The 14,511-nt window shown below is 65.3% G+C and carries 11 protein-coding genes; 6 read left to right on the top strand and 5 right to left on the bottom strand.

Going from position 1 to position 14,511, the window contains the following annotated elements:
- Positions 1–91 precede the first annotated feature (91 nt).
- Positions 92–1,900: a sulfoacetaldehyde acetyltransferase gene (gene xsc / locus JQT59_RS06805; RefSeq protein ID WP_109334701.1), complete on the bottom strand. Its 1,809-nt coding sequence runs from the start codon at positions 1,898–1,900 to the stop codon at positions 92–94.
- Between the two features lie 199 nt (positions 1,901–2,099).
- On the opposite strand from xsc, the gene JQT59_RS06800 reads away from it, so the two are divergent.
- The 4 genes from JQT59_RS06800 to JQT59_RS06785 are packed head-to-tail and all read left to right on the top strand — an operon-like array spanning position 2,100 to position 6,356.
- Entirely contained in the window at positions 2,100–2,933 is an 834-nt protein-coding gene (locus JQT59_RS06800; protein ID WP_213575485.1) for an IclR family transcriptional regulator, read from the top strand.
- Between the two features lie 10 nt (positions 2,934–2,943).
- Positions 2,944–3,912: an AAA family ATPase gene (locus JQT59_RS06795; RefSeq protein ID WP_213575484.1), complete on the top strand. Its 969-nt coding sequence runs from the start codon at positions 2,944–2,946 to the stop codon at positions 3,910–3,912.
- Positions 3,913–3,922: 10 nt separating this feature from the next.
- Entirely contained in the window at positions 3,923–5,629 is a 1,707-nt protein-coding gene (locus JQT59_RS06790; protein WP_213575483.1) for a cobaltochelatase CobT-related protein, read from the top strand.
- Positions 5,630–5,672: 43 nt separating this feature from the next.
- A complete protein-coding gene (locus JQT59_RS06785) occupies positions 5,673–6,356 on the top strand; it encodes a phosphonatase-like hydrolase (protein WP_213575482.1) in 684 nt (227 codons plus the stop codon).
- A 23-nt stretch (positions 6,357–6,379) separates the two neighbouring features.
- Here the strand turns inward: JQT59_RS06785 and pdxS are convergent, their stop codons facing one another.
- The 4 genes from pdxS to JQT59_RS06765 all read right to left on the bottom strand — a co-directional run bounded on the left by pdxS (position 6,380) and on the right by JQT59_RS06765 (position 11,523).
- On the bottom strand, positions 6,380–7,270 hold the full coding sequence (pdxS, locus tag JQT59_RS06780; RefSeq protein WP_109334706.1) for a pyridoxal 5'-phosphate synthase lyase subunit PdxS: 891 nt from the start codon (positions 7,268–7,270) through the stop codon (positions 6,380–6,382).
- Positions 7,267–8,814, bottom strand: a complete 1,548-nt coding sequence (locus tag JQT59_RS06775) for an amino acid permease (RefSeq protein WP_213575481.1) — start codon at positions 8,812–8,814, stop codon at positions 7,267–7,269. The genes pdxS and JQT59_RS06775 overlap by 4 nt, the downstream gene beginning before the upstream one ends.
- A gap of 200 nt (positions 8,815–9,014) precedes the next feature.
- Positions 9,015–10,181 (bottom strand): glutamate--cysteine ligase 2, encoded by a 1,167-nt coding sequence (locus JQT59_RS06770; protein WP_213575480.1) that lies wholly within the window; start codon positions 10,179–10,181, stop codon positions 9,015–9,017.
- An 82-nt stretch (positions 10,182–10,263) separates the two neighbouring features.
- Complete coding sequence (locus tag JQT59_RS06765; RefSeq protein ID WP_213575479.1) at positions 10,264–11,523, bottom strand: hypothetical protein; 1,260 nt, start codon at positions 11,521–11,523, stop codon at positions 10,264–10,266.
- Between the two features lie 280 nt (positions 11,524–11,803).
- Here JQT59_RS06765 and JQT59_RS06760 point away from each other — a divergent pair, with 280 nt between their 5' ends.
- Positions 11,804–12,739, top strand: coding sequence for a hypothetical protein (locus JQT59_RS06760; RefSeq protein WP_213575478.1), 936 nt, complete (start codon positions 11,804–11,806; stop codon positions 12,737–12,739).
- A gap of 365 nt (positions 12,740–13,104) precedes the next feature.
- The gene (locus tag JQT59_RS06755) at positions 13,105–14,508 is read left to right on the top strand and encodes an amino acid permease (RefSeq protein ID WP_249354553.1); all 1,404 of its coding nucleotides are present in this window, start codon (positions 13,105–13,107) and stop codon (positions 14,506–14,508) included.
- The last annotated feature ends 3 nt before the right edge of the window (positions 14,509–14,511 follow it).

Below are 14,511 nucleotides of genomic sequence, written 5' to 3'. Positions count from 1 at the left end.
GGTCCAGACGGCGCCCGATCGTCAGTACCAGAAGAGCACGGGACGTAGCCCCCGGCATCGGCGCCGGGGGCTACGTGGTCGCAAAAGCGGACTACACGTAGTCCTTGTACTTGTCGAGCAAGCGAACCGGCTTCGACAGCGCGTCGCGGCGGAAGGGGTCGCCGAGTTCGCGGGTGCACATGATCTCGATGACCGTCGTCTTGCCCTCGTTCATCTGTGCGGCGACCGCGCGCTGCAGTGCGGGGCCGACCTCTTCGAGCTTGTCGACGACGATGCCTTCGGCGCCCATCGCCTGTGCGATCCCGGCGAAGGACTCGCTCTCGAGTTCACCGGCGACGAAGCGGCGGTTGTAGAAGTCGACCTGGTTCTTCTTCTCCGCACCCCACTGCCGGTTGTGGAAGACGACGGCTGTGACCGGGATGTCGTGCCGGACCGCGGTCATGACCTCGCCCAGGCTCATCCCCCAGGCGCCGTCACCTGCGTATGCGATGGCGGGCCGTTCCGGTGCCGCCGCCTTCGCGCCGATGATGGTGGGCAACGCGTATCCGCAGTTACCGAAGCTCATCGGAGCCAGGAAGCTGCGCGGCTTCTCGAACCGGAGGTAGCTGTTGGCGACGGAGTTGATGTTGCCGATGTCGGTGGAGACCATCACGTCTTCCGGCATCGCCTTCTCCAGCTCACGCAGCACCTGGCGGGGGTGCAGCCAATTGCCCTCCTCGCCTTCCTGTTCGGCGATCATGTCGAGGCTGAACGGATCGCGCTCATGCGTCCACTCGTCGAGTTCCTTCTCCCACGCGGCTTTCTCGGCGTCGATCTTCTCGCTGCGTGCCGCCCGATTGGCGTCGCACGCGAGGGCCTTGCCCTCGAGGCGTTCGGTGAGTGCGACGGCCGCAGCCTTCGCGTCGCCACAGATTCCGACCGACACCTTCTTCACCAGGCCGAGCATCTTGTGGTCCGCATCGATCTGGATGATCTTCGCGTTCTTGGGCCAGTAGTCCATGCCGTGCTGCGGCAGCGTGCCGAAGGGGCCGAGACGGGTGCCGAGGGCGAGCACCACGTCGGCCTGGCTGATCAGCTTCATCGCGGCCTTGGAACCCTGGTAGCCCAGCGGTCCGGTCCACAGCGGGTGGCTGGCGGGAAACGAGTCGTTGTGCAGGTAGCTGTTGACGACGGGGGCGCCGAGACGCTCGGCGAGGGCCTTGCACTCCTCGACGCCGTCGGCCATCACCACACCGCCACCGGACACGATCACCGGGAATTCGGCCTGGGCGAGCAGTTCTGCAGCCTCGTTCAGGCTCTTTTCGCCGCCGGGACCGCGGTCGAGCCGGGTGGGCTGCGGGATCTCGGTCTCGATCTCGCCGTAGAAGAAGTCGCGCGGGATGTTGAGCTGCGTCGGACCCATCTCGGACATCGCGCGGTCGAAGCACCGGCCGGTGAACTCGGCCATGCGCTTGGGGTTGTTGACGTGCCCCTGGTACTTCGTGAATTCCTGGAACATCGGCAACTGGTTGGCTTCCTGGAAGCCGCCCAGGCCAGTTCCCATGGTGCCGGCCTCGGGGGTGACGATGACGACGGGGCTGTGTGCCCAGAATGCGGCGGCGATCGCCGTGACACAGTTGCTGATTCCCGGCCCGTTCTGGCCGATCACCATTCCGTGCCGCCCGCTGACCCGGGCGTATCCATCCGCCATGTGTCCCGCGCCCTGCTCGTGCACCACCGGGACGAGCCGGATCCCGGCGGGCGCGAAGATGTCCATCGCATCCATGAAGGCCGAACCCATGATGCCGAACATGTCTGTCACACCGTTCGCGACCATGGTCTCGACGAACGCCTCCGACGGTGTCATCTTCTGTACGCCGGAGACAGCGGTGCGATCGGCACCGTTCTTCTTCTTGCTCATGCGTGATCCTCCTTCAGGGGTGCGCCGGAAACGGCTGAGAATGTCAAAAATCGGAACGTTTCGTTCGTGATTTTGTGATGTATTCGAACAGTAGGCCACGTCACACACTTCGTCAATGAATGTTCCTAAAACTGGAACGGGATGTATGATTTTTCGATACACGACGTGAAGGCGTCGCCGTCTGGGCCTAGGAGGAACCGTGGGTGAGATTCACCGGATCGACGAGTCGAACGGACACCCGACAACGGAGCTACCCGGAGACACACCGACGCTCCGCCTGTTCGCGCTGCTCGAGATGATCGCGTCCAAGGACCAGCTGTTCACGTTGCAGGGGCTCGTCGAGGAGACGGGCATGGCCAAGCCGACCTTGCACCGGATGCTCCAGCAGCTCGAGGGCGCCGGACTCCTCACCCGGCAGAACAACGGCAGGCATTACGGCACCGGCGTGCGCCTGCGCCGCTTCGCCGAGAATCTGCTGCTCAACGACACCCACCACGGTGCGCGCCACGCCATCCTCCGAAACCTCGTCGCGGAACTCGGCGAGAGCTGCAACGTGACCACCCTGTCGGGTAGCGAAGTGGTGTATCTCGACCGAGTGGAAACCTCCGAGCCCCTGCGGTTTACACTCCATGCGGGTTCGCGGGTGCCAGCGCACTGCTCGGCCAGCGGCAAGATGATCCTGTCACAGCTCAGCCCCGCCCAACGCCGGCGACTCCTCGGGCGGATGCCGCTCGAGCGCTACACCAACAAGACCGTCACCGACATCGAGCTGATCGAGAACGAACTCAAGCAGGTGCGCCGCGACGGCTACGCCATCGACGACGAAGAGTTCCTCCCCGGACTCGTCTGCGCCGCGGTGCTCGTCCCCTGCGCCACAGGCAATTCCAATCTCTGCATTGCGGTCCAGGCCCCGGTCATGCGACTCACCCCCGACAAGGCGCTCAAGCTCCTTCCTGCGTTGCGGAGGGCGGCCGACGCCATTGGCGAGATCGAGAACGAGGTCACGGAGACCGAAGTGACAGACCTGAACTGAAGGAGGGCGCATGCCCGAAATGACCACTGCGGCCCCCAGCCACGTGGTGTCCGCGCGCGAGCTGTTCGGACTCCACACCGACCTGACGGTGCGTGCCTTCCGCGAACCCGTCGACCACGTCCCCGACATCGACCCCGCGTACCGGTTCGATCACGCGGTGACGACCGCCCTGCTCGCCGGGTTCGACCGCAACCGCCGGGTGATGGTCCAGGGACTGCACGGCACCGGCAAGTCCACACACATCGAGCAGGTCGCGGCTCGGCTGAACTGGCCGTGCGTGCGGGTCAATCTCGACGGACATCTCAGCCGGCTGGACCTGATCGGCAAGGACGCGGTCGTCCTCCGAGAAGGCAAGCAGGTCACCCAATTCCAGGAAGGCATTCTGCCCTGGGCACTGCAGCGGCCCGTCGCGCTGATCCTCGACGAATACGACGCCGGCCGTCCCGATGTCATGTTCGTCATCCAGCGCCTCCTCGAGCGCGACGGAAAACTGACCCTGCTCGATCAGAACCGGGTCCTGACTCCGCATCCGGCGTTCCGGTTGTTCGCCACCGCCAACACCGTCGGCCTGGGCAATCTCAACGGGTTGTATCACGGTGTGCAGCGGCTCAATCACGCGCAGATCGATCGCTGGAACATCGTCGCGACACTCGATCACCTGCCCGCGGAACAGGAAATCGAGATCGTGTCCGCACGAGTGCCGTCGCTGAGCCGTCAGCTCATCGGGTCGATGGTCGCCGTGGCCAATTTGACCCGGAGCGGATTTCGCGTCGGCGACCTGTCGACGCTGATGTCGCCGCGCACGGTGATCACCTGGGCCGAGAACATCGAGATCTTCCACGACCCGGCGCTCGCATTCCGGCTGTCATTCGTCAACAAGTGCGACGAGGCCGAGCGGCCCGTCGTCTACGAGTACTTCCAGCGGTGCTTCGACTCGGAACTGGAGCGGTCGGCGATGCTCGCGACGAGCACGGCCTGAGCGGGCAGTCATGACAGAACTGTCCGTGCGCCCCACATCGGTCCGCCGTCAGCAGGAAATTCACGAACTCTGTGCCGCCTCGATCCGCGCCCTCGCGGGCCAGGGTGGACTGCACTTCCGCGGACCGGAACTCCACCGCGGACATCGGCGCGTGCCGATGCCCGCCCCGCACCTCCACCCGACGTTCGACGGCGCCGGCTTCGCGTCCTTCCGCGGTGCGGCGGACGGCATGGCGTCGCGCCTCCTCCACACCGATCCCGTCCTGCACCGGAGCCTGTGCCCGGATGATACGGCGCGTCGGCTGGTCTTCGAGATCCTGGAACAGTTCCGCGTCGAGTCGCTGGCCGCCGACGCGTGGATCGGCGTGCGCGCCAACCTCTCCCACCGCTTCACGCAGTGGTCGCAGGACTACGTGACGTCCGGTCTGACCGAGACGGTGCACGGAATGCTGTTGTTCACGGTGACACAGATGTGCCGGGCCCGGATCACCGCCGAACCGATACCCGAGGCCACCGAGGACCTGATCGAATCGACCCGGTTCGCTCTCGCCTCCGTTCTCGGCGGACACCTCCCATGGCTGCGTCGAACCCGCTTCTCGCAAAACGACTTCGGGATCCACGCGCAGGCCGTCGCCGAGCTGATCGGCCGTCACCTGGAGTCACCCACCGACACGGACGTCTCGACCGACGACCGGAGCGACGGCCGGACGGCGTTCTCCCTCCTGTTCGACTTCGACCCCGAAGACGACGAGACCTTCCAGGCCGCAGTATCGGGACGCAGTCGCGCGCTGGGGGAGGGCGGAGACGGGTATCGCGTGTTCACCCGCGCCTACGACGAGACCCGGCAGATCGCGTCCCTCGTCCGGCCGGAGTTACTCCAGGAGTACCGCCGGCGACTCGACCTCGTCATCGACCTGCAGCACCTCAACGTCCGGAAACTCGGACGGCAGCTGAAAGCCGTGCTCGCGGAACCGGTCCCCGACGGATGGGACGGCGGCCGGGAAGAGGGATACCTCGACGGTCGGCGGCTCGCCCAGCTCGTCACCTCGCCAACCGAGCGCAGACTCTTCCGGGCCGAACGCACCGAGCCGCACACCGACACGACCGTGACCTTCCTCATCGACTGCTCCGGTTCGATGAAAGAGTTCGGCGAACCGGTCGCAGTCCTGGTCGACGTGTTCGCCCGGGCACTCGAACTGGCCGACGCCCGCTGCGAGATCCTGGGTTTCACGACCGCCGCATGGAACGGGGGACGGGCACGCCGAGACTGGCTCCGGTCTGGCCGTCCGCGCAACCCGGGCCGCCTCAACGAGGTGCGGCAGCTGGTGTTCAAGGACGCCGAAACCTCATGGCGCCGAGCCCGTCCCGAAATCGCGGGGCTGCTGAAGAACGACCTGTTCAAAGAGGGCGTCGACGGTGAGGCCGTCGACTGGGCGTGCTCCCGGATGCGGGACCGCCAGGGCCGGAGGCTCCTGTTCGTGATCTCGGACGGAAGCCCACTGGACGGCGCCACCGCCCTGGCCAACGACGAGTTCTACCTGGACCACCACCTGCAGGACGTGGTCGAGCGACACGAGGACGAGCGGGCCGTCGAAGTGTACGGGCTGGGAGTCGGGCTGGACCTGAGCCCGTACTACGACCGCTGCCGGACGCTCGACCTGTCGTGCGGTATCAACAGCGACGCTATTGCCGAAGTGCTGTCGATGATCGCCCACTGACAGTCATCACCTGCCGGTGGCTCAACAGCGAGGAGTCACACTCATGGCCGAACACGGGGTTTCCCTGGTCACTCTGGACATTGCCGGAACGAGCGTCGACGAAGGCGGCGCCGTGTACGTCGCGTTGCGCGACACCGTCGAGAAGCACCTCGGCAAACCGATTCCGGACGATCGGTTCGACAGGTGGAAGGGCACCGGCAAACGGGAGGCCATCGAGGGCCTGCTGCGGGAGAGCGGCACGTCGTCCGAGAAAACGGTACTGGACGCCGTCGAATCCGATTTCACCGCAATGCTTCTGGCTGCGTACCGCAAGACTCCGCCCACCGCACTGCCCGGGGTTCACGACGCCTTCGGCGCGTTGCGGCAGCGCGGCATCAAGGTCGTTCTCCAGACCGGCTATTCACGCCAGATCGCGGAACCACTACTGGAGCAGGTCGGGTGGGAGATCGGCCGGGACATCGACGGCGTGATCACGAGCGATCAGGTGCAGATGAGCAGGCCGTCGCCCTATCTCATCTTCCACGCCATGGAACTCGCCGGAGTGCAGAGCGTCGACGAGGTACTGGTGGGTGGGGACACTCCGAACGATCTACGGGCCGGGACGAACGCCGGGGCACGGTACGTTGTGGGTGTCCTGACCGGCGCGCACGACGCGGCGAAGCTGAGCCGGGAGCCCCACACGCACATACTGGACAGCGCAGCGGAGATCCCTGAACTGCTGGGCTGAACGACGACTGTGGGTTCGGTACGTCACCAGCCGCGTTCGGCGAGGCGGTGCGGAACCGGGATGTCGTCGACGTTGATCCCGACCATCGCCTCACCCAGTCCACGCGAGACCTTCGCAAGCACGTCCGGGTCGTCGAAGAACGTGGTGGCCTTCACGATCGCCGCGGCCCGCTCCGCCGGATTACCGGACTTGAAGATCCCCGACCCGACGAACACACCCTCCGCACCGAGCTGCATCATCATCGCCGCATCCGCCGGGGTCGCGATGCCACCGGCGGTGAACATGGTGACCGGCAACTTCCCGGCCTTCGCCACCTCGACGACCAGGTCGTACGGCGCCTGCAGCTCCTTCGCCGCAACGTACAGCTCGTCCTCGCTCAGCGACGTCAACCGGCGAATCTCCCCACCGATGGTCCGCATATGCGTGGTCGCGTTCGACACGTCGCCGGTACCGGCCTCACCCTTCGACCGGATCATCGCCGCACCCTCGGTGATCCGCCGCAACGCCTCACCCAGATTGGTCGCACCACACACGAACGGGACGGTGAACTTCCACTTGTCGATGTGGTTCGCGTAATCGGCCGGGGTCAAAACCTCGGACTCGTCGACATAATCGACCCCCAGGGACTGCAGGATCTGCGCCTCGACGAAGTGCCCGATCCTGGCCTTGGCCATCACCGGAATCGAGACGGCGGAGATGATGCCGTCGATCATGTCCGGATCACTCATCCGCGACACCCCACCCTGCGCGCGGATGTCCGCGGGAACCCGCTCGAGCGCCATCACCGCGACCGCACCGGCATCCTCGGCGATCTTCGCCTGATCGGGGGTGACGACGTCCATGATGACCCCACCCTTGAGCATCTCGGCCATGCCCCGCTTGACGCGCGCAGTGCCGGTGGTGGATGCGCTCATGACTCTCTCCTCTGATGACGGTCGGTGTGTGGATCCTGTTGTGCCGCTGCCAGCAGTTCGAGGTCCGAGCCGCCCAGCGTTTCGATCGCCTCGATGCGTTTCTCGGCCTCCGCGACCGACTCGTCCTGCGAACCGATAGGGGGAGGACCGGACAGCGCGTCGTCGTCGGTTCCGCCCTTGCCGAGCCACCGCCGCACTTCGTAGGTGACCAGGATGGCGATGAGCGTCAGTCCGCTCATGAGGAACTGGGAGCGGGTTGTCGGCAGGAAAGCCATCGCGAGGATGACGGTGGCCATCAGGGCGATGGTCGCGTAACTCAGCCACGGGAACAACCACATCCGGAGTTGCAGTGCGGCAGGGTCTTCGCGTTCGAGTCTGCGCCGGAGCACCACCTGGGAGATGGCGATCAGGAGGTACACGAAGAGCGCGACGGCGCCGTACGAGTTGACGAGGAAGCTGAAGACAATGTCACCCCACACATAGGTGCAGGCAACCGACACGTATCCGACGGTGGTGCCGAGCAGGATCGCCCGACGAGGCACACCGTTGTGGGAGAGCTTGGTGAAGAACTTCGGTGCGTCGCCGTTGCGGGTCAGCGCGAACAACATTCGCGATGTGGTGTACAGCGCGGAGTTCAGACAGGAGAGCACTGCGGTGAGGACGATGAAGTTCATGATCGCGGCGACGCCGGGAATGCCGAGCACTTCGAGCACCGCGGCGTACGGGCTCACACCGACGCTTTCGGTGTTCCACGGCTGGATCGCGACGACGACGAGAATGGAGCCGACGTAGAACGTCACGATGCGCACTACGATCGACCGCATGGCATGGGCCACTGCCCGCTTCGGCTCCTCCGACTCCGCAGCCGCAATCGTCACGATCTCGGCGCCGGTATAAAAGGCGACGCAGGGGACGACCGCGGCGAGCACTGCGCCCCAGCCGAGCGGGGTGAACCCACCATGGTCGACAAGGTTGCCCAGCCCCGGCGTCGAGTCCGGCCACAGCCCGGTGATCCACAGGGCACCCATTCCGAGGAAGAGGACGATCGCTACGACCTTGATCGACGAGAACCAGTATTCGAACTCACCGTAGGAGCGGGCGGAGACCATGTTGGTGGCCGTCAGCAGCAGCATCAGTCCGAGGCTCAGCAGCCACAGCGGAATCATCGGCAGCCAGAGCTGCAAGATCCGGCCGCCGGCGACGGCCTCGACAGCAACAACGATGACGAAGAAGTACCAGTACATCCACCCCGTCGCGAACCCGGCGCGACGTCCGAGCGCCTGCCGGGCATAGACGTAGAACGACCCGACCACCGGCCTGGCTACCGCCATCTCCGCCAGCATCCGCATGATCAGCAACGTGATGATGCCTGCAATGAGGAAGGAGATGATCGCGGCCGGGCCCGCACCGCCGATGACGACACCGCTGCCGACGAAAAGGCCGGCACCGATCACGCCACCGAGGGCGATCAGGTTCATGTGCCGGCGTTTGAGCCCCTTGCCCAAACCGGAGTTGTCGGTGTGTTCAGGAACGGTACTGTCCACGTTTCCTCCAAATAGCGGCGGCGAAGTCCGCGCCACCCTGCCTGTCCTGCCGGTGAGCGGCGCGGATCGAACGCCCTGGTATGTGTGACTCACATCACCTTTGCGGGAGTCACCTCACATTACGACTCGGAGATACAGACCGCCCAGAACCAGATCTGAGGGAAGGAGAGGGACCAGGGACGCGGGGGCCTCCCGCGGTTTCAGAGCGGCAGCGCATCGCCCGGTTCGGGGAGGCAACCTTCGAAGGTGCGGCGTGCGCATTCGGAGATCACCTCGGCAACACTGCCCCGGTGGGCAAGGGTCTGGCGTTGCCGGATAGCCCCGTTGCCCTGATCGAGCACCGACGCCAGCGACGTATTCACCTGCCAGTACTCACCGAGCTCCGCCAGAGCCGGCTTGACGTGTGCCAGAAGTTGGTACACCAGGCGGTGCGCGGGCACCCGGTGCGCGGTCACCGGATCGAGACCGTGCCCGGCGAGCCCGTCGCGGGCCGCCAACCAACACGCCCCGCGCAGCACCTGCTGATCGATCGCCGGCGCCGATTCGCCGCGGTGGATCGCCCTGATCGCGGTCATGACCAACGCGTGCACCAGGGTGGTCAGGGTCATCGTCTCCCTGATGGTGGCAGGGACGTCACTGATCCGGATCTCGACAGTGGGGAGATGATTCGACACCCGCACATCCCAATAGACCATTCCGGTATCGAGGATGGCGCCGGTCTCGAGCATCACCTGCACCGCGTCGTCGTAATGCTGCGCCGACTGGAAGTACGGTGGCGGTCCCGCACTGGGCCACCGGCCGAACAGGACGTACCGCCAGCTCGCATAACCGGTATCGAGGCCACCGGCGATGGGGGAATTGGCGGTCAGCGCCAGCAGCGCCGGCAACCAGGGCCGCAGATGGTTGCTCACCTGCACCGCTTGCTCGCGGTCCTCGATGCCGACGTGCACGTGACAGCCACACATCACGCCCGTGGAGAGGGCGCCGAATCGCGCGGCCATCTGCTGATACCGCGGTGTGTCGGTTATCGAATTCGAATTCGGTGGCGGGTCGTACATCGGCGTTCCGACTGCCAGGAGCTGGCATCCGGTGCGGGCAGCGGCGTCGGCGGTCACCGCGCGCGATTCACACAACTGATCGCGCAGATCGCGGATGTGGGTGCCGACCGACGTCGACGTTTCGATCTGGCAGCGACAGAACTCGCGCTGCAGGACGATGCCCAGCTCGTTCGCGGCGTCGCACACCTCGGTGTTGTACAGACTGGGTCGTCCGGTGTTCGGGTCGACGAGGACGAACTCCTCCTCCACCCCCAGAGTCGGACCCGCCGGGAGAATCGAGCTACTCGTCGGCACGGTGGTGGTTGCCATTTTCGTACCTCCAACCCACGAATACCACCAACTTTACGAGCATCCAGGCTGTTCCTGCGCGGGCCCGTTCAGTGCGCAACGATCAGCCGCGGCACGCCGGATTTCCGGGGAATGCCGGTACACCGAATCGGCATCCGACCTCGGTGACGGCGTGCAGACGCTCGACCGGCTGCCGGACTTCCAGCGCAGGCAGAAGGCCGTCGTGCAGGAGTGCATTCTTCGTCTCAGGTGCCCGGGCCCGGGCATCGAGAGTTCCGCGGATTCGTGCGAAGTCGACGAGTTCGTCGTAGACCATCGACAGCGCCGCCTCTGTGGTCTGATCCTCGGGCGCGAGCCCGGCGAAATCCACACCGGTCTCGTACTCGTGCCGGACTGCGTGCGGACCCTGATCACACGTGGGTTTGTTCAGATCGATCCGGAACTCCGGCCGATCCGGCGATGGTGCAGTGATCGTCCCGGCGTCGGTGCAGACATGATGCGAAATGCGGTCACCGAGAGCATGCAGGTAGATGCCGATTCTCGCGTTCGAAGATTCGCTACCGATCCAGGAATCGAATTGCGACGATCGGACTTCCCCCGAAATAACCTGCTGCCCGGTCACGTTGGTGAACGGAATTGCGACCGGGGTCTCGAGGCTGTACACACCGTTGATCTGTGCGGGCCGATCGTCTCCGTAACACCCTGTGCCGGTGGCATAGTCGCCGTCCGCGGACGGATTGGTGAAGCCAGCCGTGCACAGTGGCGTGCTACTACCCGGGCCTGCCATGGCCCAGCGCCGCACGTGCGTGAGCATGACCTCGTGTCGCGGATCACCGATATCGGGTCGCGAGCCGTCGGGTTCGGGATCGAGCGGTCCACGCATCGTCGGCAGAAAGTGGAACAGAAACCCACCGGTGGCGAAGTGGGTGCGCACGAGGCCGCCGATGTCCTTGGTGGTCCAGGCGTCCGCGTCGGGGACGAGTCGGCCGTTGATATCGCGCGGCGTGAAGGTGCCGAGGTCGGTCGCTTCGTCGTATGCCGCGATCCAATAGGCGTCGCGCGCCGAGAAGCCGACGGTGCGGGCGATGATGTACGTGGAGTCGGCGTGCACGAGGCTGCGTCCACCGAGCGGTTGACGCAGGGTATACCCGTAGCGCGCGAATGCCTCGAGGCCGCAGATCGGGCCGTTGGGGTCGTCGAGCGAACAGCTGGGCGGAAGAGGCGCGCAGTTGTGTGGCGGTGCACCGTCCGGGCCGTAGCAGATGTCTTCGGCGAAGCCATACGCCGACGGTGGGGAGACGATGAACACGGCAGCGACCAGTGTCAGTGCCACGGTGGCCAATCTCCGAATGGAACCATTCATCGAAAGCACCTCTCCGGTCGCCCTGTGCGTCCACGTTAACACCGGAGCAGTGAGCAAGACTCGAATATCCGCGGAGTCATGGATGCGGCGTTCTCTGAGAGGCGGGACGTATTCAACTGTGTCGAAACGGTTTTACGACTTCGGCTATCCAAAGGCGTTCAGGGTGACGATTACTAACCCTCAGGTGACTGTTCACACCCGCCCATCTGCCGGACGCTGAGAACGTCAGAACGGGACCCTCAGAGAAAGAAGCTCCCTCCATCGAAAGGAACTCACCCCTGTGTCGCACAACCTCGGCACCACTGCACCCGCCGCGCACGATCACGAGTTGGCGCGAACCGCCGCGCCCACCGTCGAATCCGGCCCGAAGCGAGTCCGCCACCACTGGACCCTTACCCGGACAGGCCTGTACCTTCTGCTCGCCGCCTTACCGCTACTGGCGATCTCGGCGCAGGTGTTCGGTGTCGTGCCGATGAACACCACCGGCGCGCTGGTGATCATTCCACTCGCGGCCGCCCTCGCGGTGTTGTGCGTATTCGCTCCGCACCCGATCGACCGCATCGTCGGCCATGGCCTCGGCTGGGGGATGTTCGCGTGTCTGGTCTACGACATCTTCCGCCTCGATACCGTGTACCTGCTCGACCTGTGGGGTGACTTCATTCCGAAAATGGGTACCTGGCTCCACGCGGGATCCGACACTCGGACCGGCGCGATCGTCGGTTATCTCTGGCGTTACATCGGTGACGGAGGCGGAATCGGGATCGGTTTCTTCCTCATCGCCCTTGCCTTGGGCCTTCAGCACTTGTCACGCCGCACCGTCGTCCTCACCTCCGTCGCCTTCGCGGTGTTCCCGGTGTGGGCCGGCCTCATCGCCACGGTCGCCCTGTCGCCGGACGGGCAGCAAGCCATGTTTCCGCTCACGCCGACGACGCTCGCACTCTCGTTGATCGGGCACCTGATCTTCGGGCTCGTACTCGGCCTCGGCTTCCTGCGGGCGCGGCGCAGCGTCGGCCGGCACTGGCCCTGGTCGCCGCTCCTCCCGGCGGCGCGGAGGGCGGGTCGCCGTACCCATCCGACGATCGACTCCGATGGCCGACCTGCGTCGCGCTTCCGGTCCGCGGTTCGGTTGCCGGCCCGTGCCGGGCGCCCGCGCAGTGCGGCGCTGATGCAGGCATGCGGTGAGTGCGGCGCGACTGCCCGTGACACCGAAGGCTAGGACTTTCGATGCGCCTGCGCGTGGGTCACGCAGGCGCATCGAACTGTCCCCGCCCTCTCGCGTACCTCCCTTTCCCTCCTCACCTGGATCTGGACCTCAGAGGTGTGCCCGAACTGGCACTGTGCTCCCCTCCACACCCTCCATACAGTGTTGTGAATCACACCAACAGTTCAGTTCGCGGTAGATCGTCTCCCGTATCTCCCGCCGGCACTGTTCTCCGTTCCGAACCGCCGACGGTCCGCCCCGGACCGCGATGGCGACCTGACGATCCCGGTCAGCGCACAGTGGAGGAAGACGTGACCTCAACACCACCCCCGGTCCGAACTCAGGACTCCGGCCTCGGAAAAGGCCTGAAGAAACGGCACATGAACCTCATCGCCCTCGGTGGCGTGATCGGTGCCGGATTGTTCGTCGGCAGCGGCGTCGTCATCGAGAACGCCGGCCCGGCAGCGATCGTGTCGTTCCTGATCGCGGGGGTCATCACCCTCCTGATCATGCGGATGCTCGCGGAAATGGCGGTGGCGAAGCCCGTCGTCGGATCTTTCTACGTCTACGCCCGGGAAGCGCTCGGTAATCGCGCCGGCTTCTCCGTCGGGTGGATGTACTGGTACTTCTTCGTCATCGTCGTCGCCGTCGAGGCCATTGCGGGCGGGCGCATACTGCAGCTGTATCTACCGTCCGCGCCGCTGTGGATCCTCAGTCTCGGCCTCCTCGTCATCCTGACCTGCACTAATCTTGTCTCTGCGCGTTCATTCGGCGAGTTCGAGTACTGGTTCTCCTCGATCAAGGTGATCGCGATCGTCCTCTTCCTGGGGTTGGGCGCACTCTGGATCACCGGACTGTGGCCCGACTCGACTCCCGGAGTCGCGAACCTCGTCAGCCACGGCGGGTTCGCCCCGCTCGGTTGGGGCGCGGTGCTAGCGGCGGTCGTCCCCTGTGTCGCCTTCTTCACCGGCGCCGAGATCGTGACCATCGCGGCGGCCGAATCGGCGGAGCCGAAGAAGGCGGTCGCCCGGGCGATGCGCTCCATCGTGGTCCGGATCATCACGTTCTACGTCGGCTCCATCTTCGTCGTCGTCGCGGTCGTGCCGTGGAGCACCGAGGCCGTCGGAGTCAGCCCCTATGCAGCAGCCCTCTCGGCCCTGCACATTCCCGGCGTCGCCACGATCATGAACATCGTCATCCTCACCGCGGTGCTGTCCTGCCTGAACTCGGCGCTCTACACCTCCTCCCGAATGCTGTTCGCCCTCACTCGGAACGGCGACGCCCCCCGGATGTTCACGCACCTGTCCCGCGGCGGGGTGCCACGGCGCGCGATCCTGGCCGGCACGGTGATCGGGTATGCATCCGTGGTCGCGGCCTTCGTCTCCCCGGACCTGGTGTTCTCGTTCCTGGTGAACTCCTACGGCGCCGTCGCGCTCTTCGTCTACCTCATGATCGCCCTCTCCCAGGTCGCCCTGCGGAAGAAGCTCGAAGCGCAGGACCCCTCGGCCCTCAGCCTGAAGATGTGGCTGTTCCCGTGGCTGAGTTACGCGACCATCGGTTTGATGGGGGCCGTGATTGCCGCGATGGCGGTTCTGCCCACCACCCGTTCGCAGTTCTGGCTCAGTGTGGTGACCCTGGTCTTCATCCTGATCGGTTACGAATTCCGCCGCCGCAGCCGGTCGGCTGCGGAACCGCAGTGCACCGTCCCCGCGGCCGAAGAAGCATCGGCACCCAACCCCGAATCGGAGCAACTCGTCGGAGTTTCAGCGCGCGAGCAACTCTGACGA

The organism is Rhodococcus sp. USK13 (assembly GCF_018343855.1).
Lineage (GTDB): Bacteria > Actinomycetota > Actinomycetes > Mycobacteriales > Mycobacteriaceae > Rhodococcus_F > Rhodococcus_F oxybenzonivorans.
Note: the sequence above shows the minus strand (reverse complement) of the source record. Positions and strands in the feature narration are given on the sequence as shown.

What these genes read in the sequence shown, in the direction of transcription:
- xsc (WP_109334701.1), bottom strand. Translation starts at nt 1,900, where the DNA reads ATGAGCAAGAAGAAGAACGGTGCCGATCGCACCGCTGTCTCCGGCGTA.
- JQT59_RS06795 (WP_213575484.1), top strand. Translation starts at nt 2,944, where the DNA reads ATGCCCGAAATGACCACTGCGGCCCCCAGCCACGTGGTGTCCGCGCGC.
- JQT59_RS06790 (WP_213575483.1), top strand. Translation starts at nt 3,923, where the DNA reads ATGACAGAACTGTCCGTGCGCCCCACATCGGTCCGCCGTCAGCAGGAA.
- JQT59_RS06785 (WP_213575482.1), top strand. Translation starts at nt 5,673, where the DNA reads ATGGCCGAACACGGGGTTTCCCTGGTCACTCTGGACATTGCCGGAACG.
- pdxS (WP_109334706.1), bottom strand. Translation starts at nt 7,270, where the DNA reads ATGAGCGCATCCACCACCGGCACTGCGCGCGTCAAGCGGGGCATGGCC.
- JQT59_RS06770 (WP_213575480.1), bottom strand. Translation starts at nt 10,181, where the DNA reads ATGGCAACCACCACCGTGCCGACGAGTAGCTCGATTCTCCCGGCGGGT.
- JQT59_RS06765 (WP_213575479.1), bottom strand. Translation starts at nt 11,523, where the DNA reads ATGAATGGTTCCATTCGGAGATTGGCCACCGTGGCACTGACACTGGTC.
- JQT59_RS06755 (WP_249354553.1), top strand. Translation starts at nt 13,105, where the DNA reads ATGAACCTCATCGCCCTCGGTGGCGTGATCGGTGCCGGATTGTTCGTC.